Genomic DNA, 26,003 nt, shown 5'->3' with positions numbered 1-26,003 from the left:
AGTTTACTCTGCCCTTCCAGTAAATAATTGTTTCAATTGCATTCGCCAATTTTGATCTTCCCGAGGGATGTCTTGCCGTTGTTTTGGAAGGAAACCGATCAGTTCATCTAGTGTTGCTCCACACCGGTCACAGCAAATCTTTGTTTTATTCTGCAACGCCTGATTAAAATAGGAAGCGATGCTGCTCTTTCTGCACTCAGTGGAAAGAATCCATTTTTTTAATAGATAAAGTTTCATAAGTTTTTCTTTTTTTCTTTTTTCCAGTTCTGTATCTATCCGCTCAATGCGGTCATACGGATCAAGAATATTCCCCTTTAATAAAGCCTTATTTAATTCTTTTACCCGTTCCATTTTGTCATCACCAATAAACTCCTCATCTGTAAGATTGGAAGCCTCATGATGAATCACCCATTCAATTTCTGAACGGTTTGGAAAATCCCTTTCAATCAGATGGGAAGCTTGCCATTCATCTCCTTCTGAATATAACAATATGGCCACTGCCGGCAATCCATCTCTCCCTGCCCTGCCTATTTCCTGGACATATGCTTCCACACTCAAGGGCATGTTTACATGAAAAATAAATCGTATATCATTTTTATTGATTCCCATACCAAACGCATTGGTGGCCACGATGATCCTTAGTTGCCCAGATAAAAATTGCTGCTGAATCAGGATTCGGTCACCAGTTTCCATACCGCCATGGTAATAAGCAACACCGTCAAACCCCTTTTCCAATAAAAATCCGCTCAATTGTTCAGCAAGTTTTCGGCTGGATACATATATAACCCCTGCACCTGGCACTTTATTCAGCGCATCAATTAAAATCTGAAGCTTATGCTGATAATCAGCTGCTTCTTCTACCAGGATACTGATATTTTCCCTGTTCACACTATGGATTACTCTCGCTGCATCCTCCATGCATAAATTTTTTAAAATATCCTCTTGAACCTCAGGAGTAGCTGTTGCTGTTAAAGCTAAGGTCAATGGGTTATCCAGTTCTTTCCTAATCCGGCCGAGCTGCAAATAACTCGGTCTGAAATCATAACCCCATTGGGATATACAATGCGCTTCATCGACAACAAACAAGGCAATATTGAGCCTTTTTAATTTATCCAAAATAAATCTGGATTGCAGCATTTCAGGCGAGATATATAAAAATTTTAATAATGGCAATGACCTCAGTACCATATCCCGTTCCTGCAAGGTCAAAAATGAATTTAAGGAGGCAACCTTTTTTTCACCTTTTGCCTTCATTTGTTCTACCTGATCTTGCATAAGAGCCAATAATGGTGAAATGATAATAACCAATCCATTCATCAAGTATCCGGGCATCTGAAAACACAAGGTTTTGCCCGTCCCGGTTGGCAGCATAGCTAGTGTATCTTTGCCATCGATAATGGATTCAATTACTTCCTTTTGTCCGGTTCGAAACGTTTGGAATCCAAACATTTTTTCTAATTGAGCTTCTAGCGGCTGCATACTTACACTTCCTTTATAGTTGCCATAACGAGCCTAATTTTAAAATAAGTTATCTCAGATGGAAGGACCATTTTTAACGATCTTAGCTGTTTTGTTTCATGAGTAGCAATTGCCTGTTTAATTTGCTCTTTCTCTGTCTCACTTACAAAATCATCTATCGGAAAATCTGGTACGTTTGAAACAATCTCAACCAGATGATCTTCAATCGTATTCGTCTTTAAATTCCGTACGGCTGCAACTTCTTCTTTTGACATCCCGGCTTGAAGCATTTTTAACGTTCTTTGTGTAGAAGCAGTTAAAAGAGATTGAACAGGTTTACCTATTAGAACAAGTTCTTTCAATAGTATATAAGGAGACTGAACACTGGCTTTAAGCATATAATGAACAGTATCCCAAAAGAGAAGTCTTGCATAAAATACATCTATATTAAGCTTTCGTGCAGCCTGTTCGATTGTTAAACCCGCATGCTGGTGACCCGAAAAAGCTAAAACAATCAATTCTGCTCCTGTTTCATTTACTTTACTTAATAAATCTTCAAGCTCCTGAAATAGAAGCTGCCCCAGTTCCAATGAAGAGAGAGGAATCTTTTTAAATAATTTTTTCACTAACAATTGTTCCTCTTGATTACGGGAAACAGGGATGAAAGAATGATTGCCATTTAGTAAACAGGAAGACGTTTGCACCAATAATTGCAGTCTTATCCAAAACCCATGAGCTGCATCTTGCAAGGTACGGCCATCCAGGTTAGTGAACGAAGGATAATCATTTACCCAAATGTTAAGCGCTTGTTTACCATGCTCTGTACAAACATAGGTGTTGATTCCTGTTTCTTTTATATATCCTTCTTTGATTAATTCACTAATCTTTTGATCCCATATCTCTCTTTTTAACTTTGGAAGAATACCAAAGAACTCGGATATATTAAACAAACGTGCATCTTGAATGGGCTGTGAGGATTTTTTTCCATTTAGTATATGTAAGGGGGAATACACCGTTCTTTGCCCCTTTAATGCATTTATTAAATACAGTATTAATCCATCAAAATATGGTATAATCATGTTTTAACCCCTTTATTCTACCTGTCTGTCACTTTTTATCTTACCAAATAGTTGTACTCTCATGCTTAAAATTCAATAGCCTATTTTTCCTTAATTCGCTAAAAACACGCGAAATATTGGCTATTGAAAAGTTATACCATGAGTTTTACAATAAGGTGAGGGGTTTGATATCCAGTTCGGTATCAAAATATATATTTTTTTACCTGGGAGGTATTTAGCATGGCTAAATTTACTATTGTTGACAAAGAAACTTGCATTGCTTGTGGTGCTTGCGGAGCAGCAGCTCCAGATATTTACGATTATGATGATGAAGGTATTGCATTTGTTACTTTAGATGATAACCAAGGTATTGTCGAAATTCCAGATGTTCTGCTTGATGACATGATGGATGCTTTCGAAGGATGCCCAACAGATTCTATTAAAGTTGCTGACGAATCCTTTGATGGAGACGCATTAAAATTCGAATAGTCTCCCCATTAATAAAAGCCTCTGCGGTTTCGCAGAGGCTTTTATTTAATCTATTTTATACATTTCGCACTACAGATTGCTTCGAAAACCAGCCCTGCATTTTAGTGAATAACAGCATAAATACAATGGCTATTAAGGTTCCTTTTATTAAATTGAAAGGAATGATCGCCGTGGTGATCATTGCTCGAATCTCTGTACCAGACATGTTCCAATTCATTAACACACTGTAGCTTGGCAGTAAAATGAAGTAATTGACAAGACTCATAAATACAGCTAATACGATTGTGCCTCCTACTAGTCCGTATACCATGCCTCTTTTAGTGCCGATTTTTTTATAAAAATAGTAGGCTGGAAGGATAAACGCGACGCCTCCGATAAAGTTAGCAAAATGACCAACTGGAATTCCTGTATCGCTTCCTGTCATGATGTAATCCAAAATATTTTTTAATAATTCAACCAGGATACCCGCAATCGGCCCAAAAATGATGGCCGCAATTAAGGCTGGAATATCACTGAAATCAATTTGGAGAAATGCCGGAAAACCTGGGAATGGAAAGTTTATAATCATCAAAACATATCCAATCGCACCCAACATCCCAATCGTAACCATTTTTTGAATCTTACTTACACCACTGCTTTTCATTATTCCTCTCTCCTTTAGGTTTTGGTACTACCTCTTCCAGAAGAAAGGCTCTGCCTAAAACGTCAATCATGAAGCCATGCCACAAAAAATCCCTTTATCTTTATTAGATAAAGGGAGAAAAGGCAATGTGAAACAAACGTTCATGAAAGATTGTTTTTTGAACGTTAACAGAGACCTCCATCTTCTCCCATCCAGACTATACTGTCGGCTTTGGAATCACACCAAATCCTGCCTTTACAGGCTCGCGGGCTTAGATTATACATCATCACCGCCGGTAGGGAATTACACCCTGCCCCGAAGATAGACCGTATTTAATTGGTAAAATGGCTTAAGAAAATAATCAGGCTAGACATTCCACCTGTAAATTTAACTAGACCATTTCTATATTGATTTTATCCCAATAAACTAAATAATACAAGAGATTAAAATCACTATATGAATAGAACAAAAAAATATATATTTGTAAATATACCTTAAACTAATGGTCTCACCTCTTTTATCCGACCACCTAAGTAGTTCAAATTATAAAAATTTAAACTTTTTTTAGTATCAGCAGCAATAAAATTTAGATTCTTCTAAATTTTAAAATAGTAAGCGTTTGCAATACGGAATCTTGATTGACACATAGATTATAAGTCTTGTAGAGTGGAAACAAGATTAAATACTTCTACAGGATGGTGACAAGATTGTTTAAAGTACTCATAGCTGATTCAATAAAGCCTGATGGTTTAACACCATTCGTTGGCAGGGATGACATCGAGGTTGTCCAAAAAAAGATAGATGAAGTAAGCAGTGAATTGCATCTGTTTGATGCACTTTTAGTCAGAAGTGCTACAAAGGTAACAAATGATTTGCTTCACAAAATGACAAACCTAAAAATTGTAGCCCGGGCTGGCGTAGGAATCGACAATATAGATGTTCCTTCCTGTACAAATCGTGGAATCATTGTGGTCAATGCACCTGATGGCAATACCATTTCTACCGCTGAACACACTTTTGCCATGATGGCATCCCTGGCCCGAAACATCCCTCAGGCTCACCAATCTTTAAAAAATGGCGCTTGGGAGCGAAACCGCTTTGCCGGAGCTGAATTAAAAGGTAAAACGTTAGGAATCGTTGGGATGGGGAGAATTGGAACTGAATTATCCAAACGGGCGAGAGCTTTTCAGATGAATATTTTCGCCTTTGATCCTTTTATTACGACAGATCGGGCAAAAGAATTAGGCATAACGGTAGGTTCACTCGATAACCTGCTTCAAGTATCTGATTTCATCACCGTCCACACCCCATTAAACAAGGATACAAAAGGATTATTAAATAAAAGTACGATACAAACATGCAAAGATGGTGTCTATCTTATCAACTGCGCCAGAGGGGGTATAATTGACGAGGACGCTTTATATGATGCTATTCTTGAGGGAAAAGTAGCCGGAGCTGCACTGGATGTATTTGTAGAAGAACCTCCAGTGAATAATAAATTATTGTCCTTGGATCAAATTATTGTAACACCTCACCTTGGAGCGTCCACTGCGGAAGCACAATTAAATGTGGCTAAGCAGGTGGCAAAAGAAGTAGTCTCATTTGTGGATGGAATACCAGTGTCAAACTCCATCAACCTACCAGCTATACCTGCTGAATTATTTAATAGAATACAGCCGTATTACCAATTAGTGAAAAAACTTGGCTCTTTCCTATCCCAATATATAAACGAGGGCATAAAAGAAATTTCCATTACATATGGCGGTGATTCTTTTGATTTTGATTCATCGATTTTAACAAAATCACTTGTTTCAGGATTTTTTAAAGAACGGGCTGATGTTACCATCAACGAAGTAAATGCCCTGTTATACGCTAAGGAACGCTCCATCACCATAGGTGAAAAAATCTCAAACGAAACATATGGCTATTCAAACAGTATAACGGTAAGAATTAAAGGCGAGACCAGACAAATTGAAATGAAAGCAACCTATATAAAAGAATATGGACCGCGTATCATTGCCATCGATGACTTCAAAATCGACTTTTACCCTGATGGCCATATCCTATATATCCAGCACCACGACAGACCAGGTGTGATTGGCATTGTCGGTAAAAAACTTGGCGATCTTAATCTCAATATTGCCACCATGCAGGTAGGACGTAAAGAAGCCGGCGGCGAAGCCATTATGATTCTTACATTTGATGAAAAAATTCCTCATTCTGTCATAAATGAACTTGCCGGCAATGATGAAATATCCGTCGCCAAAGCAATCAATTTGAGTGAGGTATAAAATAATAAGTCCATTGCATCTCATAATTTATTAGATTGAGAGATGCTCTTGTTAAGTCAACATTTATAATGAGAACAATGCCCTATATAATCTTGTATAGCCGACTATCAAAACAAAAGAGGATGGGACATAACTTATAAACGATCCTGATTTATCGACTTTGTTACTTATTAAAGTGTTAAGTTGGAAGAAAAGTACGTTCCATTGCGCGCTTACTCCACTCGCTTTCCGCGGGAAGGAAGGCTTTAGCCTCCTCGGCTACGCCTACGTGGTCTTAAGCGTCCTCTACTTCCCGCAGGAGTCGGTAGCTTCCGCTCCATTCCACTAAGTTTAATAATGGTATACAGAAGTAACCAATCTATTGAAAATAAATAAAAATCCGGACTATTAGGCGAAATATTTATTAAAATATCACCTAATAGTTCGAATTTATCATTGACTGAAATACGTATGTCCCAGCCTCCTTATTATTTTCTACGTAGAAAATCTAGCATGAAGTTACTATTTGCCCCTTAGTTATAAATTTGACCGCCGGCACAGTTGATGATTGAGCCCGTTAATAATTTACCATTCTCTATCGCAAAAATCATTGCCTCTGCTACTTCATCTGCAGTTGCAGCTATATTTGGAGCTGTAGTTGCTTGAATAGCGGCTCCTATTTCTTCTGTATATGTTGTCGAAGCAGCTGCAGAGATATTGGTTGGCATCGTATTTGGAGCTACACCTACCGCATATATTCCGTTGTTTTGAAAATCCTGACCGATTGATTTTGTCATCCAGCCAGTGCATGTTTTGAAGCTGAATAAACTCCGTTATATGCAGTTGGTTTATAAGAATTAGTGGATACAGTATTGACGATTGTTCCTCCTCTATTTTCTAGCATGACAGGAATAACGGTTCAATACCAAGGTATGCCCCTTTAACGCTAATGTTCATTAAACGATCAAATGCTGTTTTTTCGCACAAGTCTGATACCTTATCATTTATACGAACTTCACAGTTCGTTATCACACAAAAAGGCCTCATCACTATGATGAGGCCTTTATAGATCCCTTAGCTATGTTTTTGATTAAGCACATCTGTATAAGATGTTTTTATTTCCGGCACTTTTTTTGTCCATGTTTCTTCCAATTGTTCGAGCGTTTTCCCTTTTGTTTCCGGCACAAATTTCCACACGAAGATGGCAGACAGGATACTCATCAAGCCATAGAATCCATACGTGAACCCTCCGCTAAATTCCATCATCATCGGATAGGTAGAAGATATGAAATAGTTAGCTGCCCACTGAGCAGAAACAGCAATTGCAACAGCTTGTCCACGTATTTTATTTGGAAAAATTTCAGAAGTTAAAACCCAGCATATTGGCCCCCAGGACATCATAAATGACGCTGTATAAATGATGATAAAAATCAATGTTCCAATACCAATAATATTAGAAAAAGCTAATCCGGATATGCCAATCATTCCCACAGCCATCCCGATAGAACCGGTAATTAGTAAAGGCTTTCGTCCCCATTTGTCAACAGTCATAATGGCGATAATGGTAAAAATGACATTAACCAAACCCATCACGATTGTCTGTAGCATGGATGCATCTTTAGCTGCGCCCATACTTTCAAATATACGCGGAGCATAATAAAGCGCAACATTGATTCCGACAAATTGTTGAAATACTGAAAGCAAGATTCCAACTACAATAACCAATTTTCCATAGGCAAATAACTTTCCATTGGAGGCAGTTGTATGAATTGATGATTTTATATCCCGTAAAATAGATTGGGCTTGGGTTTTACCGTTAATTTTCGTTAAAATGTCCAATGCTTTCCGATCTTCATTTTTCAAAGCCAAATAACGAGGCGTTTCCGGTACCATAAACAGTAGAAGCATAAATAGCAAAGCTGGGATTGCTTCTGAAGCAAACATATATCGCCATCCAATATCATTAATCCAGGAAATCGACTGTCCGTCTGCAATTTTCCAATTGACAAAGTAGACAACCAGCATACCAAAAATAATGGCAAACTGATTAAAGGATACTAGTTTTCCTCGAATATCAGCAGGTGCAATCTCTCCTATGTATATAGGAACAACTGCAGAAGCCAAACCGACACCAATTCCTCCAATGATTCGATATAAATTAAATGTTAGCAACAAAGCAATAGTTGGTTCTCCCATTGTAAAAAATAAAAATTCAGGATAAGCTGAACCTAAAGCTGAAAGAGTAAATAATATAGATGCTATAATCAATGAATTTTTCCGCCCAAATTTCGAAGAAAAATATCCTGATATAATTCCACCAATAATACAGCCAATCAAAGCACTTGATGTAGTTGCCCCATGCACAAAGGAACTTAAATCAAGGCTATCGATAAAATAGACCTCCAGTGATTTTTCCGCACCAGAGATAACGGCTGTATCATAGCCAAAAAGAAGACCCCCGATGGCGGCAATCAGTGTTAAAAATACAATGTAAAAAGAATTCTTTCCCCGATTAATCATAGCTGCTTTCCCCTTTTAAGTTTGTTTTAGCTAACTCACTATTTGTAAACCTTTACATTTCATTAAAGACCATGTTAATTATAGAATAACGTTTTGCTCCGATAACTAAGCGTCCATCCTAGCTATGTGATTAAAGAATAAATCCTCTGTTTTTAATGAACCGCATCTAATCCATATATCAAAGTTTAGGCTATCTAGGAATTTCATACCTTGCTAAATGTGGTTGAGTACGTATTTTTAGTAATGAATTAATCAAAGCAAGGGCAGAAGCAGCTTATCCATCAACTTTAAGATTATAATATTTAAATGCATATGGATTTGATGAATCGGATTCTTCGTTTACTTGTTTAAAAAAGACAAAATGATTCATTGATTATTCCTCCTAGTTGAAATCGTTTTCATTTTATTATATTTCAAATTATAGCAACGAATACTTTGTTTGTCTAATAGATAAACTAAGTATCTTGATATATAAAACTAAAGATCTATATTAAATAATCAATAGTAATTCTTTTTTCCTATTTTATGTAATGGAGCTTAGAAACCTCCAAATTTCTCATCTAAATATTCAAAAGAAAGATAAATAAGTATAAAAAAACTAAGCAGTTACCCCTCTAACAATAAACTGATTGTAGAGAGAATATCGCTTAGTTTTATAGATTAAGGTTCTTCCTATCAACTTAATAAGTCACATGACTCTCATGTTTAAGAATTTGTTCATGCAATGTCTCTCTAACAGCACCTGGCCCTTGAATCAGGTGTTTGAAATAGACTTCTATTTTGTTTCCCAAGCCAACATCATATAGATTTACTCCAAAAATTCGTTTGCTTGAAAGTATAGGCTGTAATTGATTATTAACTGATTCAGGTTGACCAAACTTGATTCCATAGAGATACTCCTGCAAATCTTCTAATAGAGGATCGGGACTGATAGCTATTCTATCTCCCCTATCATTCACGCCAAGAAGATAATGATGTTTGATAACAGTAACATGCTCCAAATTTCAGGAATCTGAATGCAAAAAAGCACATCACCTAAGTGATATGCTTTCATCAAACAGTTCCTTGTGTAACAAGAATTATCTTCTTAATTCTACTTTTTCGCTGGCAGGAAAAATGTAAATGTCGTACCCTGTCCAACCTTGCTGTAGACATCTATTTTACCGCCATGACCATGAATAATATTTTTTGCTATTGCAAGACCAAGGCCTGTGCCAGATCTACCTCTTGTTCTTGCTTTATCAACCTTATAAAATCTTTCGAAAACAAATGGAAGCTCTTCCTCAGAAATACCTACGCCAGAATCCTTCACGTCAAATTGAGTACCATTATCCAACGTTCTTTGGATAATTTGCACTTCGCCACCCTCATGTGTATGGCGCAGGGCATTATCAATCAAATTGGTAAATACCTGTTCAATACGGTCAGGGTCCAGCTCAACAAGCGCCTCAGGATGATCAAGAGTTGTATAGACATCAACATTTTTTTCCTGAGCTGCCCGCTGGAATTTTTTTGATATTCTACCTAGAAAACTGCCAACTTCTATTTCTTCCATATTTAAAGTCTGATGTCCTGCTTCCATTCGAGCCAAGTCTAAGAGTTCATTAACCAAGCGTCCCATTCTTAATGATTCATCATATATGACCTGTGCCATTTCTTTCTTCTCATCTGCTGTTTCCGCAATATCATCGATGATTGCTTCACTATATCCTTGCAGCATAGCAATAGGCGTACGAAGCTCATGCGATACATTGGCAATAAAATCTTTTCGCATTTTATCAAGCCGGCGTTCCTCCGTCATATCCCGTAATACAGCAACAGCACCACGGATATCATTTTGACGGTAAAGGGGATTCATAAGAATGACCCAATCGTGCCCCTGCGTGCTAATCTCGGCTATTTTAGCTTTTCCCGTTCCCTTAACCTCGAGGAATAGATCGCTTAATGCATCAGGGACTTGCATTCCAGACTGTTTTTTTTGATTGGTTTCATCCAGAAAACTATATCTTAAAAAGTCATCTGCTGGAGGATTTGTTACAAGAATTTCACCGTCTCTGTTAAACATGATCACTCCATCAGCCATATTAATTAAAATATTTGATAAATTCTCTTTCTCCTGCTGTAATGCGGTCATATTATACTTCAGCTGCCGTGCCATTTGATTGAATGCAATCGCCAATTCACCAATCTCATCATTTGTTAAAATGGGAACCTTCATGTCAAACTTGCCTCTGGCTAATTCAGATGCTGCTTCCCTCATTTTTCTAAGCGGAGCAGTCACTCTGGATAATAGGAAGAAAGCAAAAATCGTTGTTAAAACGATTCCTATCCCGACAGCTATCAAAATAAAGATTGTCGTTTGTGCGTTTGTACTCTCACTCGAATCAACAGACTGAAATGCATAGATGGCTCCATCCATTCCATCATTAGTAATTGGAATTCCGACAATTGTACCCTGAGTAACATTATCTCCACCCAAAATAGACGATAGATAAGTGGTTTCTGAAACTTGTCTATCACCCACCAATGCCTTATTTAAGGTTTCATCACGAGAAAAGAGTTGATAAACTTCTTTCTTATTCATATCATTCAAACTGCTGTATATATTGGTATCATCAAAAATAATAACAATATCCTTATTCGGGTCGATGATTTGCCAAACAATTTGTGTTGATTGCTCGATATCTGAATGTTCCTCTAGAATCGTTTCAACTTGTTTGGCGGTTCGAAACAAAGAAGATTTAGCTTCCTCCATGCTTTGATTATGGAAAAATTCCAGCAGTAATACAGTTAAGATAAATAGAACGAAGGAAAACAGCAAAATAATGGTCATCCATAGTTTCCCGACTACACTTTTCCAAAACATTAGTCGTTGACTACCTCGAATTTATAACCAACGCCCCAAACGGTTACAATCATTCTAGCTGCATCCTCAGATACTTTATTTAATTTTTCTCTTAATCTTTTAATATGTGTATCAACGGTACGTAAATCCCCAAAGAATTCATAGTGCCAAACTTCTTTTAGCAATTGTTCCCGGTCATACACCTTATCCGGGGTTTTGGCGAGAAAGTATAATAGTTCATATTCTTTAGGTGTTAATGCAACCTCTACACCATCCGCCAATACTCTATGCGCATCATTATCGATGGTTAGATGATTAAAGACGACAACATCTTTAGTTGAGGTCTCTGATTGAATATAGGAATTTTTTGATGACCTTCTTAACAATGCTTTCACTCGTAAGACTACTTCCCTTGGACTGAAAGGCTTTACGATATAATCATCTGTGCCTGCTTCAAAGCCTTGCACTCGGTTTATTTCTTCCCCTTTAGCAGTCAACATAATAACAGGCGTTGCCTTTTTTTCACGCAGTTCTTTACAAACCTCAATTCCATCCTTGCCAGGCATCATTAAATCCAGAAGGATTAAATCATAATCATGCGCCAAAGCAAGTTCTAAAGCATCTTCCCCATTAGCAGCCTCATCAATTGTATATTTTTCACGCTCTAAATACATTTTCAATAGTCTTCTAATACGGTCCTCATCATCCACTATAAGCAATCGTATGTTGTTTTCTTCCATCACCCGGACCTCCTTAAGCATCAACTAATAACTATACAAATTTATCCACGATATGTGTTTTATTATACATGGATACCAATTATTTAGGAATAGAAAAGTGAATATTTACATAAATAAAGCTATTCTATAAAGTTAAATTTATAGAATAATACTATCAATCTTACAAACAAGATTTTTTAATATAAGATTTTGACTATCTTCCTACTGTCCGCATACTCTCATATGTACTTAACATCCGGAAAATCGGGATACAATTGCCAGCTAAAAGGTTAAGCTTAAATTTTTAAAAGAAGAGTTAAAACAAAGGGCTTCCATACTTGGAAGTCCTCTTTTTTCTTACATGCTTGCATATGAGTGTAATCCCACGATAATTAAATTCACCGCGATAAGATTAAACATAATGATAATAAATCCTATAACTGCAAGCCAGGCTGACTTTTCACCATGCCACCCCTTCGAAATGCGCAGATGCAGAAATGCTGCATAAAATAGCCATGTAATTAAAGCCCATACTTCTTTAGGATCCCAACCCCAAAATCTTGACCAGGCTATTTGGGCCCAGATCATGGCAAATATCAATCCTCCCAAAGTAAATACAGGGAATCCGATTAGAATGGATCTGTATCCAACCTCGTCAAGTAAATCTAAATTCACTGATTTTGCCAATGGCTGTATAGCTGCCCCTATACGCTTACGTAAAATTAAACGTAGCGCTCCATATAGCACGACACCTATCATGATAGACCAAACTACTGTATTCAGTTTTTTTGAATTGATTATTAATGGCAATTCAATTAACGGATCCATCCCTGTACCAGAAACCAATTTTGCTTCCTTCGGGACAAACAACGCGGGCATATTATATTCCTCTGTTTGCTCTGCACCGCTCTTATTGACCCAGGTATATTCAGTTTTATAATCAGCTATCGAAAAAACAGTAGTAGATACAACAAAACCAATCGTACAAATTAATCCTAATAAAACGGCTTCCAGCCAAAACGTACTTTTTGATGCTTTCGTTTGATTAACAGCACGTATCAGATAAATTAATCCGGCCACAAAACTTATTGCTAAAATCGCTTCTCCCGCTGCTACAGTAGTAACATGTATATACAACCAATCACTTTTTAATGCCGGAATAAGTGGTGAGATATCCCGCGGAAACATGCTGGCATACGCAATAACTAGTAGCGCAATCGGAAGCGCGAATACCCCCAGAATGGCTGTTTTATATATGAAATAAATCAATATAAATGCTCCAACCAACATCATTCCAAAGAATGTTGTAAACTCAAATAGATTACTGACAGGAGCATGTCCTGACACTATCCAACGTGTGATAAAATAACCCAGCTGTGCAACAAATCCAATAATAGTGATAATGATTCCAGCTTTTGCCCATTTTTCATAACTCCACTTATCGTTCTTACCTTTTATGGATCCCGCAAATACAAAAGTTGCTATTAAGTACAGCACAAAAGCAATATATAGCAAATTACTGCTTAAAGTCGCCACTCTGTTTTCCCCCTCTTTCTTGAGTCTCTTCCCCTTCGGCTTGATCATACGGTAATGGAATAGAAGTCCCCTCTAATATTTCATTAATCTCCCGTCTGATACCAAACCAGTTTTTATTCGTATGAGCGGCCACAAATATTTTATCCCCACTCTTTTGAATCCAAATACGTCTATGATTCCAATATGCCCCCTGTATTACACCAATCATAAAGATAAGCCCTCCGAGAGCAAGTATCCATAAAGTCAGATCTTTACGTACTGTTAAGACAGTTGCAAAACCAGTCTCTATATTTTTGAATTTAAGTTTATATTCGGTCTCACCCAATGGCTCAAGGGTTTGTTTAATCGCAACAAAGCTAACTTCTCCTTCTGGATGCTCTGGTGATACCATTTTGAAGATAAACGCAGGGTTATTTGGAAATCGACTCTTTGTTGTCGGCTGCTCATTCTCATTAAATTCAAAATCAGGAAAATAACTCTCCAGGTGCACGGAGTATCCATTACCCAGGTCATAGCTATCTTTCGGATTATTCAAATCAACAGTTAAGTTGCCATGCTCCTTTTCAGTTGCTTTATCAATTAAGGTGAATGACATTTTAGTCATGTTTTCCTCGTAGGATGTTTGATATAAAGCAAAGGAATCAAATTTCAAAGGTTCATTTACACGTATCGGATAATCTTTAACTTTTTTAAGCTTTACTTCTTCTCCTGGCAAGGTATCCCCTACCGCTTGATAAAGAGTGGCATCTGTTTGATAATTCTTCACGACCGTACCAACCCGGTCAAGCGTTGCCTCAAACTCTTCTTTTTCCTTATCTTTATCATAAACTTCTACCGTAAATTTATGGTTTTCAACAAAGTACTCACCATTCGTTCCCGGTACAGCTTTCTTTTCACCTTCTTGAATTCTGAGGTAATCATTCACATACATCCCTGGAATAAAACGCAACATTCCGCCAATTAAGAAAATGATCAGGCCTATATGATTAACATAAGGACCCCACCTCGAAAAACGGTTCTTCTCTGCTAAAATATTGCCGTTCTCTTCTCTTATGTTATAACGCTTTTCTTTTAATCTCGTTTTGATTAATTCATAGTTTTCTTTTTCCTCTGCTATATCAGCTTCACCAAAAATCCGCTGTCTGCGTAAAAAGCCCTCATTCCTGATTACTCTCTGATTCTTTAAAGCTCTAAATAGCGGAATAAAGCGGTCAAGACTGGCGATAACAAGTGAAACTCCTAAGAGGGACACTAACAGCAAAAACCACCATGAACTATACAAATTATGTAATCCTAACTCATAATACACTTCACCAAACCAGCCGTATTTACTTTCATAAAACGTTTCAGCGGGTTCTCCATTTGGAATATACATTTCTTGCGGGAAGATGGTACCGATAGAAGCTGCAATTAATGGAAGAATGATTAAGGTGACGCCAACCTTTACGGACGAGAAAAAATTCCAAATCTTATCAACTACTGATTTATTGTAGGTTTGCGATCTTCTTGCACTGCCTTCATATTTCATATCCAATAATTTTTTTTCTTCTTCTTCCTTATTGAGCACCTTACCGCATGCTTCACAAAATATCGTTCCATATGGATTAACATGACCACATTCACAAGTTATTTCCTTCATCCTTATTACCCCTTGTTATGGCTGTATTTTCTCCATCATCTTTTGAATCTTCTCTTCAGTTAAACTACCAGTAGTTGAATCTACGACCTTACCATTTTTATCAATTAAAAATGTGGCCGGCAAGGGATTAATCAGATACTGATGCTGCACCTGATTGTCCTTATCGATGACAACCGGAAAAGTAAGCCCATGTCTTTGGACAAATTTATTCACGACAAAATCAGATTCATTTACATTGACAGCTAATACCTGTACACCTTTATCTTTGAACACTTCATATTGACTTTGAATATAAGGCATTTCATATTCACATGGTTTACACCATGTCCCCCAGAAATTCAGAAACACTCCCTGCCCCTTATAGTCCTCTAACACATGCTTAACCCCTTCAAGATCTGTCAGAGCAAAGTTTGGAGCGGTTTCATTCATTTTAAGGGTTTTTTCCTTGTCCATGGTTAAACTCGAAAATACCACATAAATGACGGCTCCGGCCAAAAGGGCCAAAACCCCTATTCTCATCCATTTACGCTTTTGTTTGGTCAAAAAAGTCCCCTCCCGCTATGCTTTAAACACACAAGAATATAGCGCTGCCAGAAAGGCACTAATTTAGGGCAGCGCTACGGTTGTATTTACTTATCTTTATGAAGCGCCATAGAACGCAGTTGCTTTACTTCATGTGGTGTTAATTCTCTGTAATCTCCAGGACTAACACCGTGCAACGTCAAGAATCCATATCTTTCACGTTTAAGTTTGATAACGGGCATCCCAATCGCTTCAAACATACGGCGGACTTGGCGGTTTCTGCCCTCATGAATCGTCAGCTCTATAATAGAGGACTGTTTTCTGCGATCCATTGAAAGCAATTTAGCTTTCGCAGGGGCTGTTTTACCGTCTTCCAATTGAACACCACGTTCCAATTTCTTTATTATTTCGCGGGATGGAATACCTTGAATTTTCGCTACGTACGTTTTTTCTATTTCGTACTTTGGATGCATCAGGGCATTGGCAAACTCACCATCATTCGTCAGCAGAATCAAACCTGATGTATCGTAATCCAGTCTGCCTACTGGATAAATCCGTTGTTTGATCAGTGGAAATAAATCTGTTACGGTCTTTCTCCCTTTGTCATCGTTGGCAGCTGAAATGACACCTCTTGGCTTATAAAGCAGAAAATATACCGGCTCTTCCTTTTCTACAGGTACTCCACTTACCTCTATTTGATCATTTGGGCCAACCTTAACGCCAAGCTCTTTTACAATCTTACCGTTAACAGTTACTTTGCCTTCTACGATTAACTGTTCCGCTTTTCTTCGGGAGGCGATTCCTGCCTGTGCTATCACTTTTTGTAATCTTTCCATTTTAATCACCTGTCTAATTTTACTTTTTCTGTATTCTTTACTCAAATAATAGGCATTCTACCTAGTTGTTCATTATACTTTGTTTTTGCAGAAAGTGATATGTCCTATCACGCATATTATTTCATTACTTACTAAGAAACACAAAAAAATCGGCTTTTTATACCGATTTTTGTTAAATCCGACTATTTTTTTCACCTATTTTATCATTTTGTGACAATTTTGTGTCTATTGGAACATAATGGAAGCCAATAAGATTGCCGCACCAATCCCGACGAGATCAGCTAACAATCCCACCTTTAAGGCATCCCCCATTTTTTTAATTCCCACTGCACCGAAATAAACTGTTAAGACATATAAGGTTGTATCTGTGCTCCCCTGGATGGTAGAAGCAACCTTCCCTATAAAAGAATCCGGTCCATATGTGGCAATCAAATCACTGACCATTCCGAGAGATGCATTTCCCGATATGGGTCTTATTAATGCTAAAGGCACTACCTCTGATGGCACACCCAAAAAGTTTAATACCGGTTTCATCCAGCCTATCAACAAATCCATCGCACCGGAAGCGCGAAAAATAGAAATGGCCACCATCATACCAATCAGATAGGGGATGATTGAAAATGTGATTTTAATCCCATCTTTCCCGCCCTCTACAAAGCTCTCATAGGTCGGGACCTTTTTTATGGCCCCCATGACAAGGATGAGCAAGATAACCACAGGTATCATCCAAATTGAAATGGTCGAAATCCAATGCATCAGTCCATCCCCTTTCTTGCTCTTTTCCAGTAAAAGTACCGATCTAAAATAATAGCTGCTATTGTTGCTATGACGGTTGCCAAAAAGGTAGGGCCAACAATTTCTGTTGGATTGGCTGAATTATAATGAATACGGATTCCAATGACCGTTGTTGGAATAAGCGTCAGACCAGAGGTATTCAATGCCAGAAACGTTATCATAGAGCGGCTTGCTGTATCCTTTCCGCCATTTAAGTCCTTTAATTGTTCCATCGCCTTTATACCCAGGGGTGTTGCTGCATTTCCCAGTCCAAATGTGTTGGCCATTATATTGGATACGATATATCCCATTGCCGGATGATTTGGCGGCACCTCCGGGAAAAGTCTGGATACGATCGGCTTAGTCAAACGGGTTAAACTATCCAATAGACCTGCCTCTTCTGCGATTTTCATAATACCTAACCAAAAAACAAGGACACTCATTAAGCCGAAGCATAAGGTGACCGATTCTTTTGCGCTCTTAAAGATTGCTTCATTCACTTCCGCCATTGTTCCAGTAAACATCGCATAAATGATTCCAATTATACTGATTCCAACCCATATATAATTAACCATTTGAGTTTACACCTGAAAAAGTATAGAAGACATCTTTCCATATACTGAAGACAGTTTGGTCTTTTTTATGTAGATAAACCGGTTTAGATAGTAGCGTTTGTCCATCAAGAATTAAATTTACCTTTCCAACCTTTGCCGGAAGATTATTTCCTTTTTTCCACTGTTTTTTTGGCTTTTTCAGTTCATACTTTACTTCGACCTGCTCTTGTTCTTCTTTCGTAAGCGGGTAGGATAGTGATGATTTTAAATAGGCTTTATTTTTATAAAACCCTTTTTTTATCGCTTTTATTTTTCCACTTGGCACTACTTCAATTAATGTGTAATTGTTAAATCCAGCCTCAAAAAGAGCTATATGATCGGCCCAATCTGTAGAATCATCGATTGTAACCGTAATAAGATCCAATCCATCCTTGGATGCGGTTGTTACTAATGTGCGGTGGGCCTTTTTTGTATACCCTGTTTTACCGCCTGTAGTGTATTTATATTTTTCCGTTAACAGTCTGTTTTTGTTTTTCCAAACACGATCCCATACTTCGTTTGGGTTAGGTGCCCGATGGATCTTAGTTCCGGCAATTTTCTGATACATTTTATTCCCCATCGCATACTTGGTTAGGATTGCCATGTCATAGGCTGTGGAATAATGGTTATCAGAATCATCAAGACCATGCGGATTGGTGAAATGACTATTCTCCATGCCAATCCAATCTGCTTTTTGATTCATTAATGCAGAAAAACCCTCCACACTTCCTCCAACATATTCAGCAATGGCAATCGCTGCATCATTTCCTGACCTGAGCATAAGCCCATAGACAAGGTCGCTTAATTTTATTTTTTCTCCTACCTGCAAATAGATCGCCGAACCCTCTGCTTTTAAAATCGCATCTGTCACCGTTACAGTTTTATCCATCTTCCCCGATTCAATCGCAAGAATAGCGGTCATAATTTTAGTAATACTCGCTATCCTTCGTTTTGTATGGGCATCCTTCTCATATAAAATCCGACCAGTGCTCTGCTCAATCATAATGGCACTTTTAGCCCCTGTTTGGATTCTTTCTAGCTCTTGTGCTTGTGCAGAAACTGTTTTTACCGGCGAAAGTAAACTTGCCAAACACAAAATCACAATGAGGATGGTGCCTGCCAGCTTCCATAACACTAAGCGGATTGGATCGTTCTTTACTGAAAGATTACGTTTCGAGTTATATTTCTTACGTTTATATTTGAAAGAGTACACTTTCACCCACACTCGTCCCCTTCATGTTTTTGTACAAGTCTATGCGCTTAAATTCTTAAATATTCGAAGTCAGGTTATTCAGGGGGAAGTGGTAGGTGAACCAAATTTGGGATGATGGAGAATGTCAGGGTTCTTCAGCTATATAATTACATGCAAAAAAGGCAACGAAACGTTTACGTAAACTTCGTTGCCTTTTACAAGCATCACTCTTTTTTTAATTGAACTGCGAACAGCATGAGAAAAGATAGTAAAACAATAGCTATAACCCACATCCACGCCATAAGCATATTGCCAGAGTCAAGGGCTGTATAAACAGCTATAGGAACGGTTTGCGTAACGCCCGGAATATTTCCAGCAAACATTAAAGTAGCGCCAAACTCCCCCAAAGCTCGGGCAAAGCTTAGAATACCGCCCGTCATAAGCGCTCTCGCTGCTAACGGAATGGAAACATAAAGAAAAACCTGCCATTTATTTGCTCCATCTACTCGAGCAGCATCCTCGATTTCATGGTCAATACCTTGAAATCCCGACTTAGCTGATTGGTACATAAGGGGAAAAGCCACAACCGTAGCAGCAATGACAGCCGCCCACCAAGTAAATATGACGGGCTTCTCAAAAATCCACTCAATGGCTTGTCCAATGATACTTTGCTTTCCAAACAAGACAATCAAAATAAATCCTACCACTGATGGCGGCAGAACTAATGGCAACATAAGAAACGTCTCAAAAACTGCTTTGCCTTTAAAAGATTTCATAGATAAATAGTGGCCAATGAAAGTCCCTGATACAATAACAATCATTCCCGAAACCACTGCTATTTCAATTGACAGAATAATAGGTGATAAAAAATCATGTAACATATTAAATTCCTCAATTCACTATGAATCCATACTCCTCAAATATGGCCTTTGCTTCTTTCGATTGAAGATAGTCATAAAATCTCTTTGCTTCAATAGGATATTTTGTATCATTTAGAATACCTAAAGGATACAAAATAGGTGTATGGTGTTCTTTATTTGCCGTCGAGATGATTCTGCTTTTATCAGATACAAGAGCATCTGTTTTATATACAATACCAGCGTCTACATTACCTGTTTCAACGTACGAAAGGACTTGGCGAACATCTTTTGCTAAAATGAGCTTACTCTCTACCTTATCCCATATTTCTAGCACCTCTAATGTTTCCTTGGCATATTTTCCTGCAGGAACAGATTCAGGAATACCAATTGCGATCTTATCGATTGTTCCATTCCTTAAATCTTCAAAACCACTAATTTGGTTATTTTCATTAGGACTAGGCGCAATTAAGACAAGTTCATTTTCTAATAAATTAATATGCTCCCCGTCCGCAATCATTTCTGCCCTTATTAATGATTCAAACTTATCTTCTGAAGATGAAAAAAACAAATCCACAGGAGCACCTTGTATGATTTGCTGCTGAAGGACACCTGAGCCAGCAAAATTATATGTAATATTTATTTCTTGATTTTCTTTTTCAAAAACCGCTTGAATGTCTCGCAGCGCATCCTGCAAACTAGCTGCAGCTGAAATTCTTAGCTCTACTTTTTCATTTTTTACTTCTTGTTCAGAACATCCTACCAGAGCACTGATTACAAGGAATAGCATTATAAAAAAGGATACTGATTTTTTCATGTAATCCTCCTTGATGTATACCTACTTAAACAGAAATCATCCCAAAATTCAGTCTTTTTTAATGAAAACCGTTTCTGATTTTCACTTAATCCAGTTTTGTCTCCTGGTTCCTCAAGGGTTTATGGATAGCTTAACCACCTATAAAGTTCATCCCTATCTTTTTTCTATTCGATAGCGTTTGTTCCGTCCGTTCATTAGAATAACGGTCCGCTCTTAATTCCCAAACCTGACGAATGCATTCCAGCAGTTCCTCATCTGTTGCACCTCTACGGATTAATTCTTTTAAATCATAGCCATTTGAAGCAAATAAGCACGTATAAAGATGACCGTTCGAGGAAACCCGAGCCCGTGTACAGGAAGAACAAAATGAATCGGACACGGATGTGATAAAACCAATTTCTCTCTTGCTATCTTTATAGCGATAGCGTTTAGCCACCTCTCCAAAATACTGCTCATCCACTGCCTCTAAATCGAAAACCTTAGACAGCTTTTCGTATAGTTCTTTTTTCGTTACAACCTCTTTTAAGCTCCATCCATTATCATTACCTACATCCATAAATTCGATAAAGCGTAGAGTTACGCCCATTTTTTTAAAATAAGAAGCCATGGGGATGATGTCATGATCATTGATTCCCTTTTGGACAACCATATTCACCTTGACATGAAAACCAAGGTTAACGGCATTCTCAATATTCCTCAAGATAGCAGAGGGCTTAATGCCACGACCGTTTACATGACCGAATACTTCGTTATCTAAAGAATCAAGACTAATATTTAAACGTCTTAGTCCAGCATTGTATAAGTCATGAGCATACTTTGAAAGCAAAAGACCATTCGTAGTTAGACCAATATCCTCAATTCCCTCTATTTTTACTAACCTTTCGACTAATTCAGATAAATGACTGCGTAATAGGGGCTCCCCACCTGTTAAACGCAGCTTCTTCACACCAAGCCCTGCAAATAAACGGACTGTCCGTTCTATCTCTTCAAAAGTCAAAAGCTCTTGTTTCGGTAAAAACGCATAATCATCTCCAAAAATTTCTTTAGGCATACAATATGTACAGCGAAAATTGCAGCGATCCGTAACAGATAGTCGCAAATCACGAATTGGTCTTTTTAATTTATCCAACAAAGGCTGTGAGGTCATGGTTATTCCCTTCTTTTCATTCGTTTTCCAGGTCATTAATAGTTTAAAGCGGAATTCCATTTATTCATTTAACTCTTATAGTCCTTAACAGCTGTAAAAACGGTTTTCTTTAGCCACCGCTAACCGGCGGAATAAAAACCACCACATCTCCATCGCTAATTTTCTCATCTTCAGTCACATATTCTTCGTTTATCGCAACGAGGACTGAATGCCTGTTGAAGTTTGGATAGCTTTCCTCTGCCCATTGCAGCAACTCTCGGACAGACCATTCCATTCGTGCGATATCCTCTTCCGCTTTACCGGTCAAGTCTCGCATACTTGCAAAATAGAGAATTTTTATCATTTTATTGACTCCTCTGATCATGGCTTTTTATGTTGATTTCCCACCCATTCTTCACCATTTTCCCAAATTTCCTTTTTCCAAATTGGGACAATTTGTTTAATCCGTTCAATCGCATATTCGTTTGCTTCATAAGCATCCTTTCTATGAGGTGAAGAAACAGCTATAACAACGGCTATATCTGATATTTCCAGTTGTCCGATACGATGAGCAATCGCCACTCGTGTATCCGGCCATTTCACTTCAATTTCTCTTCCGATTTCCTCTAGCTTTTTTTCAGCCATTGGTTCATATGCCTCGTAGGCTAAAGATAATGTCCGAACACCGTTTGTCCATTCCCTTACATGACCGGAGAACACGGTTACTGCCCCTGCTCCCTTGTGTAATACATAATCTGCATATTTTTGAACCTCTATTGGACCCTGAACTATTTCAAATGGTTTCATGATAATCACATCCCTGCATAATCTAGCATCCATCTATTCTATGACTCTTCTTCTACCGCCCACGACATATATGTTTACAAACCGATTCGTGAATTTTTATTAATAAGAGATACAACTATCTCGAAAAGTATTGTTTTCTCACCAGTTTATAACCCTAATATCAACTATCATAGCATCCATCGAGATATCCCTTCCTCTACTCCCAATAGCAACAAATCAACTTCATCTCCAGCCTTCCAGCCCTTTTTTCCACCAGGGAGAACGATAAATGCATTTCCCCTAGCAATGGAGGTCACCGCATTCGATTTATTAAAGCCTGCAGGAGTGGCGCTTAATCCTGAAGAAGTTACTTCATACGTTGCTCGAATAAAGCGAGTAAACGGATTAGCCGTCAAAAAATCTTCTGTTAATGCAGCCTTTACGTTAGGCATAAATGGTTTACAGCTACCCATCATTTTTAACAGCGTAGGACGAACAAATAATTCAAAGCCCGAATAGCAGGCTGATGGATTTCCAGATAAACCAAATAAATATTTTTCTTTTTTCACCGCTACTGTCGTAACACTACCTGGGCGTATGGCCACTTTATTAAATAAGACATCCGCTCCAAGATGTGAATAAATGACTGGCATAAAATCAAAATCACCAACCGAAACACCACCAGTTGTAATAAGGCAATCTGTCTCATCAATTGCTTTTTCCACTGTTTGTAGGGATTGCTTAAGATTATCTGCTTGAATACCATACGTATGATTTTCAATTCCCATCCGCCTCAGCTGTGCCTCAATCATGGGTCCGTTACTATTGCGGATTTTGCCTGGTACCAGATCATCCTCCACTGCCAATAATTCTGTACCTGTAGATAAAATACCAACTACTGGCTTCTTGGCTACTTTCACGTGCGCATATCCAAAGGTTGCCAGCAATGCAATCACACCTGGTGTAATGAATGCCCCCTCTTCGATAAGTCGATCATCTTTCGTAGCATCCTCTCCTTTAGGAGACACATTTTCATTCATTTCAAATGATTGATAAATTGATATTTGATTTTCCTGTTCTACTACCTGTTCCAGCATCACAACAGCATCTGCACCCTCAGGCATCATGGCCCCAGTCATAATCCGAATGGCTTCTCCGGGAGCAAGTGTCTTTTTAGAAATATATCCAGCCCCAACCTCATCAATGACCTGAAAGGATACATGATGCTCGTCTGAGGCTCCAACTGAGTCGGAGGAATGAATGGCAAATCCGTCGTATGCCGATCGATCAAATGGAGGAACATCATGTTTAGCTATAATCGGCTCTGCTAAAATTCGGCCATAAGCTTCTGACAAAGAGACCATTTCAGTTGAAGCAGGCTGTATTTCTTGCATAATTTTCTCTATTGCTTCTGAAATTGGAATTGGTATTCTTTTTTCTACCATTCTTTTATCTCCTTACAAATAGAATGCTATAATATGGATAAATCATATAGAAAGGATGTTTTCTATGACACAATTCACCCATTTCAATGAACAGGGTCGTGCCAAAATGGTTGATGTTTCCCATAAAGGTGCAACAGTTCGGACTGCTCTTGCTAAATCTTCTATTATTGTAAACCAATCTATTTATTCTCAAATTACTGATTATTCAAATAAAAAAGGGGATGTCTTTGCCGTTGCCCAGGTTGCCGGAATTATGGCTGCCAAACAAACATCTTCTATTATTCCTATGTGTCACCCTATCCCGCTATCTGGTATTAATATTGAATTCAATTGGGAAATAGACGAAGCAAACTCCCATTATGAAATTAGTATTCTTGCTGAAGTTAAAACAATAGGTTCTACTGGTGTTGAAATGGAAGCACTTACGGCTGCATCTGTTTCAGCATTAACCATTTATGATATGTGCAAAGCCTCCGGAAAAGAAATGGTCATTGGACCAACCATGCTTTTAAAAAAGACTGGTGGCAAAAACGGTGATTACACGCGTAATTGAAGATAAACTGAAGGTTTCATTGTATTTCGGTTAGTTGTTTTTAAATAAGTTAACAGGAATGTACTCACTTCCCATTATTCTTGCAGAAGGCAGACAAAGTTACTCAGCCTTCCATGGCCTTTCTTCGACACTGTATTACCCAAACATTTGATGAAATAATTTCCGTCCCTCTGTGCTATCCTGCAATCCATGTATTAACAGTCTCCCGTTTGTAAACAAGATCATCCGATAGTGTTCTGTATGAAATTGGATAAAATAAGGAGTCCTTTTATATCGATACCCCTGTCTTTTGACCAGTCTCTCTGCATCTTCTAAAGATACACGGCGATTAGCATGAGGGATGATTTGTATAGTATCTCGCCCGCATAACACCATCGATTTCATATCTTCATTTTTTTCCAGCGAAGGATATACAGGATAATGTCCGCATGTAGGACAACCCTCTTTTTTAATACGAGCCACTCCAACCTCTAGACTCGTATGATTCCAAACATCAAAATGATATACTTTTTCCCGAAGCTTCTCCGGATGGCCAGTTAACCATTGCATAACCTCTGTACATTGATGGGCTGCCGTAATTTGAACGGATGGAGCAATAACTCCAACCGTATCACAGGTTTCATTTAACGAGGGCAAAGACGGGAAAAGGCATCTGAAACAAGCTGTTTTACCCGGTATGAAAGTGAAAACAGTACCACTCGCACTTACACAAGCCCCATACACCCAAGGTATCCCATATTTATGTGCAGCATCATTTATAGCCATTCTTGTCTCAAAGTTGTCAGTTGCGTCTACCAAGATATCACATTTTTCTGCTATATCTTCGATGAGTGGACCATCTGCATTTTCTAAATACGTAAAGAGGTGAACATCTGAGCGAATTTCCTTCAATCGTTGCTCAGCAGCTATCACTTTAGCTGTCAGATCAAAAGCATCTTTCTCCACAAATAACTGCTGTCTATGTAAATTGGACATTTCTACGAAATCACGATCCACTAAATGTATCGCCCCTACACCTGCACGAACTAGTGTCTCCGCAATGACCGAACCAAGTGCACCACACCCGATAATACCTACTGTTGATTCAGCCAAGCGTATTTGACCATCCCGGCCAATAGGCTTAAACAACTCTTGCCTAGAAAATCGAGTATCCATGTTCATTGGCTCCTTTATTTAACCGTACTATCCACTCATCTAGTTAATCGTAGTCATCCAATCCACCGACCAGATATTGGATTGTATTCCATTTTATATTATCAGAATATTAAATACAATAGACCTTACTAGGGAATCATTATGTAACTAAAAAAGATGAAACCTATTAAATGAAGGCTTCATCTTTTATA

26 protein-coding genes and 1 riboswitch are annotated in these 26,003 nt (G+C 38.1%); of the genes, 3 read left to right on the top strand and 23 right to left on the bottom strand.

Going from position 1 to position 26,003, the window contains the following annotated elements; genetic code table 11:
• Nucleotides 1-3 precede the first annotated feature (3 nt).
• Nucleotides 4-1,479: a RecQ family ATP-dependent DNA helicase gene (locus AC4D4A_RS00325; protein WP_490994047.1), complete on the bottom strand. Its 1,476-nt coding sequence runs from the start codon at nt 1,477-1,479 to the stop codon at nt 4-6.
• Nucleotides 1,480-1,481: 2 nt separating this feature from the next.
• Nucleotides 1,482-2,537: a YpbB family protein gene (locus tag AC4D4A_RS00320; RefSeq protein WP_490994046.1), complete on the bottom strand. Its 1,056-nt coding sequence runs from the start codon at nt 2,535-2,537 to the stop codon at nt 1,482-1,484.
• A gap of 219 nt (nt 2,538-2,756) precedes the next feature.
• Between AC4D4A_RS00320 and AC4D4A_RS00315 the strand changes: the two genes are divergently transcribed.
• Nucleotides 2,757-3,005 (top strand): ferredoxin, encoded by a 249-nt coding sequence (locus AC4D4A_RS00315; RefSeq protein ID WP_066107552.1) that lies wholly within the window; start codon nt 2,757-2,759, stop codon nt 3,003-3,005.
• A gap of 55 nt (nt 3,006-3,060) precedes the next feature.
• Here the strand turns inward: AC4D4A_RS00315 and AC4D4A_RS00310 are convergent, their stop codons facing one another.
• Nucleotides 3,061-3,648 carry an ECF transporter S component gene (locus tag AC4D4A_RS00310; protein ID WP_148629896.1) on the bottom strand — a complete coding sequence of 196 codons (588 nt, stop codon included), beginning with the start codon at nt 3,646-3,648 and terminating at the stop codon, nt 3,061-3,063.
• Nucleotides 3,649-3,823: 175 nt separating this feature from the next.
• A riboswitch (FMN riboswitch) is annotated at nt 3,824-3,954 on the bottom strand.
• A gap of 380 nt (nt 3,955-4,334) precedes the next feature.
• Between AC4D4A_RS00310 and serA the strand changes: the two genes are divergently transcribed.
• Entirely contained in the window at nt 4,335-5,918 is a 1,584-nt protein-coding gene (serA, locus tag AC4D4A_RS00305) for a phosphoglycerate dehydrogenase (protein WP_490994045.1), read from the top strand.
• A gap of 512 nt (nt 5,919-6,430) precedes the next feature.
• Here the strand turns inward: serA and AC4D4A_RS00300 are convergent.
• The 19 genes from AC4D4A_RS00300 to AC4D4A_RS00210 form a co-directional block, all read right to left on the bottom strand.
• Nucleotides 6,431-6,694, bottom strand: a complete 264-nt coding sequence (locus AC4D4A_RS00300) for a hypothetical protein (RefSeq protein WP_490994044.1) — start codon at nt 6,692-6,694, stop codon at nt 6,431-6,433.
• Nucleotides 6,691-6,801, bottom strand: a complete 111-nt coding sequence (locus tag AC4D4A_RS00295; RefSeq protein ID WP_490994043.1) for an SDR family NAD(P)-dependent oxidoreductase — start codon at nt 6,799-6,801, stop codon at nt 6,691-6,693. Before AC4D4A_RS00295 ends, AC4D4A_RS00300 begins: the two co-directional genes overlap by 4 nt.
• A gap of 170 nt (nt 6,802-6,971) precedes the next feature.
• Entirely contained in the window at nt 6,972-8,417 is a 1,446-nt protein-coding gene (gene xylE / locus AC4D4A_RS00290) for a D-xylose transporter XylE (protein ID WP_490994042.1), read from the bottom strand.
• A gap of 680 nt (nt 8,418-9,097) precedes the next feature.
• Complete coding sequence (locus AC4D4A_RS00285) at nt 9,098-9,418, bottom strand: hypothetical protein (RefSeq protein ID WP_490994041.1); 321 nt, start codon at nt 9,416-9,418, stop codon at nt 9,098-9,100.
• 92 nt (nt 9,419-9,510) lie between these two features.
• The gene (locus AC4D4A_RS00280; protein WP_490994040.1) at nt 9,511-11,283 is read right to left on the bottom strand and encodes an ATP-binding protein; all 1,773 of its coding nucleotides are present in this window, start codon (nt 11,281-11,283) and stop codon (nt 9,511-9,513) included.
• Nucleotides 11,283-12,002, bottom strand: coding sequence for a response regulator transcription factor (locus AC4D4A_RS00275; protein WP_490994039.1), 720 nt, complete (start codon nt 12,000-12,002; stop codon nt 11,283-11,285). Before AC4D4A_RS00275 ends, AC4D4A_RS00280 begins: the two co-directional genes overlap by 1 nt.
• A 336-nt stretch (nt 12,003-12,338) precedes the next feature.
• Nucleotides 12,339-13,517: a c-type cytochrome biogenesis protein CcsB gene (gene ccsB / locus AC4D4A_RS00270; RefSeq protein WP_490994038.1), complete on the bottom strand. Its 1,179-nt coding sequence runs from the start codon at nt 13,515-13,517 to the stop codon at nt 12,339-12,341.
• Nucleotides 13,498-15,156: a cytochrome c biogenesis protein ResB gene (gene resB / locus AC4D4A_RS00265; RefSeq protein WP_490994037.1), complete on the bottom strand. Its 1,659-nt coding sequence runs from the start codon at nt 15,154-15,156 to the stop codon at nt 13,498-13,500. Before resB ends, ccsB begins: the two co-directional genes overlap by 20 nt.
• Before the next feature lie 15 nt (nt 15,157-15,171).
• A complete protein-coding gene (gene resA, locus AC4D4A_RS00260; RefSeq protein WP_066107578.1) occupies nt 15,172-15,699 on the bottom strand; it encodes a thiol-disulfide oxidoreductase ResA in 528 nt (175 codons plus the stop codon).
• Between the two features lie 86 nt (nt 15,700-15,785).
• The gene (gene rluB / locus AC4D4A_RS00255) at nt 15,786-16,514 is read right to left on the bottom strand and encodes a 23S rRNA pseudouridine(2605) synthase RluB (protein ID WP_490994036.1); all 729 of its coding nucleotides are present in this window, start codon (nt 16,512-16,514) and stop codon (nt 15,786-15,788) included.
• Nucleotides 16,515-16,739: 225 nt separating this feature from the next.
• Nucleotides 16,740-17,270, bottom strand: a complete 531-nt coding sequence (locus AC4D4A_RS00250; protein ID WP_490994035.1) for a spore maturation protein — start codon at nt 17,268-17,270, stop codon at nt 16,740-16,742.
• Nucleotides 17,270-17,863: a nucleoside recognition domain-containing protein gene (locus AC4D4A_RS00245; RefSeq protein ID WP_490994034.1), complete on the bottom strand. Its 594-nt coding sequence runs from the start codon at nt 17,861-17,863 to the stop codon at nt 17,270-17,272. Before AC4D4A_RS00245 ends, AC4D4A_RS00250 begins: the two co-directional genes overlap by 1 nt.
• Nucleotides 17,856-18,971, bottom strand: a complete 1,116-nt coding sequence (locus AC4D4A_RS00240) for a serine hydrolase (RefSeq protein ID WP_490994737.1) — start codon at nt 18,969-18,971, stop codon at nt 17,856-17,858. Before AC4D4A_RS00240 ends, AC4D4A_RS00245 begins: the two co-directional genes overlap by 8 nt.
• 326 nt (nt 18,972-19,297) lie before the next feature.
• Complete coding sequence (gene modB / locus AC4D4A_RS00235) at nt 19,298-19,954, bottom strand: molybdate ABC transporter permease subunit (protein WP_490994033.1); 657 nt, start codon at nt 19,952-19,954, stop codon at nt 19,298-19,300.
• A gap of 10 nt (nt 19,955-19,964) precedes the next feature.
• Nucleotides 19,965-20,747 carry a molybdate ABC transporter substrate-binding protein gene (gene modA, locus AC4D4A_RS00230; protein ID WP_490994032.1) on the bottom strand — a complete coding sequence of 261 codons (783 nt, stop codon included), beginning with the start codon at nt 20,745-20,747 and terminating at the stop codon, nt 19,965-19,967.
• A 130-nt stretch (nt 20,748-20,877) separates the two neighbouring features.
• Nucleotides 20,878-21,894, bottom strand: a complete 1,017-nt coding sequence (gene moaA, locus AC4D4A_RS00225) for a GTP 3',8-cyclase MoaA (RefSeq protein ID WP_490994736.1) — start codon at nt 21,892-21,894, stop codon at nt 20,878-20,880.
• Nucleotides 21,895-22,003: 109 nt separating this feature from the next.
• Nucleotides 22,004-22,237: a molybdopterin converting factor subunit 1 gene (gene moaD, locus AC4D4A_RS00220; RefSeq protein ID WP_490994031.1), complete on the bottom strand. Its 234-nt coding sequence runs from the start codon at nt 22,235-22,237 to the stop codon at nt 22,004-22,006.
• A 17-nt stretch (nt 22,238-22,254) separates the two neighbouring features.
• Nucleotides 22,255-22,680: a molybdenum cofactor biosynthesis protein MoaE gene (locus tag AC4D4A_RS00215; protein WP_490994030.1), complete on the bottom strand. Its 426-nt coding sequence runs from the start codon at nt 22,678-22,680 to the stop codon at nt 22,255-22,257.
• A 167-nt stretch (nt 22,681-22,847) separates the two neighbouring features.
• On the bottom strand, nt 22,848-24,104 hold the full coding sequence (locus AC4D4A_RS00210) for a molybdopterin molybdotransferase MoeA (protein WP_490994029.1): 1,257 nt from the start codon (nt 24,102-24,104) through the stop codon (nt 22,848-22,850).
• 64 nt (nt 24,105-24,168) lie between these two features.
• Between AC4D4A_RS00210 and moaC the strand changes: the two genes are divergently transcribed.
• Entirely contained in the window at nt 24,169-24,657 is a 489-nt protein-coding gene (gene moaC / locus AC4D4A_RS00205) for a cyclic pyranopterin monophosphate synthase MoaC (RefSeq protein WP_490994028.1), read from the top strand.
• A 135-nt stretch (nt 24,658-24,792) separates the two neighbouring features.
• Here the strand turns inward: moaC and AC4D4A_RS00200 are convergent, their stop codons facing one another.
• Nucleotides 24,793-25,812, bottom strand: a complete 1,020-nt coding sequence (locus AC4D4A_RS00200; RefSeq protein WP_490994027.1) for a ThiF family adenylyltransferase — start codon at nt 25,810-25,812, stop codon at nt 24,793-24,795.
• Nucleotides 25,813-26,003 lie beyond the last annotated feature (191 nt).

The sequence above is a fragment of the Pradoshia sp. Z5_111 genome (genome assembly GCF_058267535.1).
This window is presented reverse-complemented; position numbering and strand designations above follow the sequence as displayed.

Excerpts from the sequence above, each read along its gene's own strand:
- AC4D4A_RS00310 (WP_148629896.1), bottom strand. The coding sequence starts at position 3,648 with ATGAAAAGCAGTGGTGTAAGTAAGATTCAAAAAATGGTTACGATTGGG.
- AC4D4A_RS00200 (WP_490994027.1), bottom strand. The coding sequence starts at position 25,812 with ATGGATACTCGATTTTCTAGGCAAGAGTTGTTTAAGCCTATTGGCCGG.
- AC4D4A_RS00215 (WP_490994030.1), bottom strand. The coding sequence starts at position 22,680 with ATGAAACCATTTGAAATAGTTCAGGGTCCAATAGAGGTTCAAAAATAT.
- xylE (WP_490994042.1), bottom strand. The coding sequence starts at position 8,417 with ATGATTAATCGGGGAAAGAATTCTTTTTACATTGTATTTTTAACACTG.
- AC4D4A_RS00320 (WP_490994046.1), bottom strand. The coding sequence starts at position 2,537 with ATGATTATACCATATTTTGATGGATTAATACTGTATTTAATAAATGCA.
- moaA (WP_490994736.1), bottom strand. The coding sequence starts at position 21,894 with ATGACCTCACAGCCTTTGTTGGATAAATTAAAAAGACCAATTCGTGAT.
- AC4D4A_RS00315 (WP_066107552.1), top strand. The coding sequence starts at position 2,757 with ATGGCTAAATTTACTATTGTTGACAAAGAAACTTGCATTGCTTGTGGT.
- AC4D4A_RS00280 (WP_490994040.1), bottom strand. The coding sequence starts at position 11,283 with ATGTTTTGGAAAAGTGTAGTCGGGAAACTATGGATGACCATTATTTTG.
- moaD (WP_490994031.1), bottom strand. The coding sequence starts at position 22,237 with ATGATAAAAATTCTCTATTTTGCAAGTATGCGAGACTTGACCGGTAAA.
- rluB (WP_490994036.1), bottom strand. The coding sequence starts at position 16,514 with ATGGAAAGATTACAAAAAGTGATAGCACAGGCAGGAATCGCCTCCCGA.
- AC4D4A_RS00300 (WP_490994044.1), bottom strand. The coding sequence starts at position 6,694 with ATGACAAAATCAATCGGTCAGGATTTTCAAAACAACGGAATATATGCG.
- modB (WP_490994033.1), bottom strand. The coding sequence starts at position 19,954 with ATGTTACATGATTTTTTATCACCTATTATTCTGTCAATTGAAATAGCA.
- AC4D4A_RS00250 (WP_490994035.1), bottom strand. The coding sequence starts at position 17,270 with ATGCATTGGATTTCGACCATTTCAATTTGGATGATACCTGTGGTTATC.
- modA (WP_490994032.1), bottom strand. The coding sequence starts at position 20,747 with ATGAAAAAATCAGTATCCTTTTTTATAATGCTATTCCTTGTAATCAGT.
- AC4D4A_RS00275 (WP_490994039.1), bottom strand. The coding sequence starts at position 12,002 with ATGGAAGAAAACAACATACGATTGCTTATAGTGGATGATGAGGACCGT.
- AC4D4A_RS00295 (WP_490994043.1), bottom strand. The coding sequence starts at position 6,801 with ATGCTAGAAAATAGAGGAGGAACAATCGTCAATACTGTATCCACTAAT.
- AC4D4A_RS00325 (WP_490994047.1), bottom strand. The coding sequence starts at position 1,479 with ATGCAGCCGCTAGAAGCTCAATTAGAAAAAATGTTTGGATTCCAAACG.
- resB (WP_490994037.1), bottom strand. The coding sequence starts at position 15,156 with ATGAAGGAAATAACTTGTGAATGTGGTCATGTTAATCCATATGGAACG.
- AC4D4A_RS00210 (WP_490994029.1), bottom strand. The coding sequence starts at position 24,104 with ATGGTAGAAAAAAGAATACCAATTCCAATTTCAGAAGCAATAGAGAAA.
- AC4D4A_RS00245 (WP_490994034.1), bottom strand. The coding sequence starts at position 17,863 with ATGGTTAATTATATATGGGTTGGAATCAGTATAATTGGAATCATTTAT.
- moaC (WP_490994028.1), top strand. The coding sequence starts at position 24,169 with ATGACACAATTCACCCATTTCAATGAACAGGGTCGTGCCAAAATGGTT.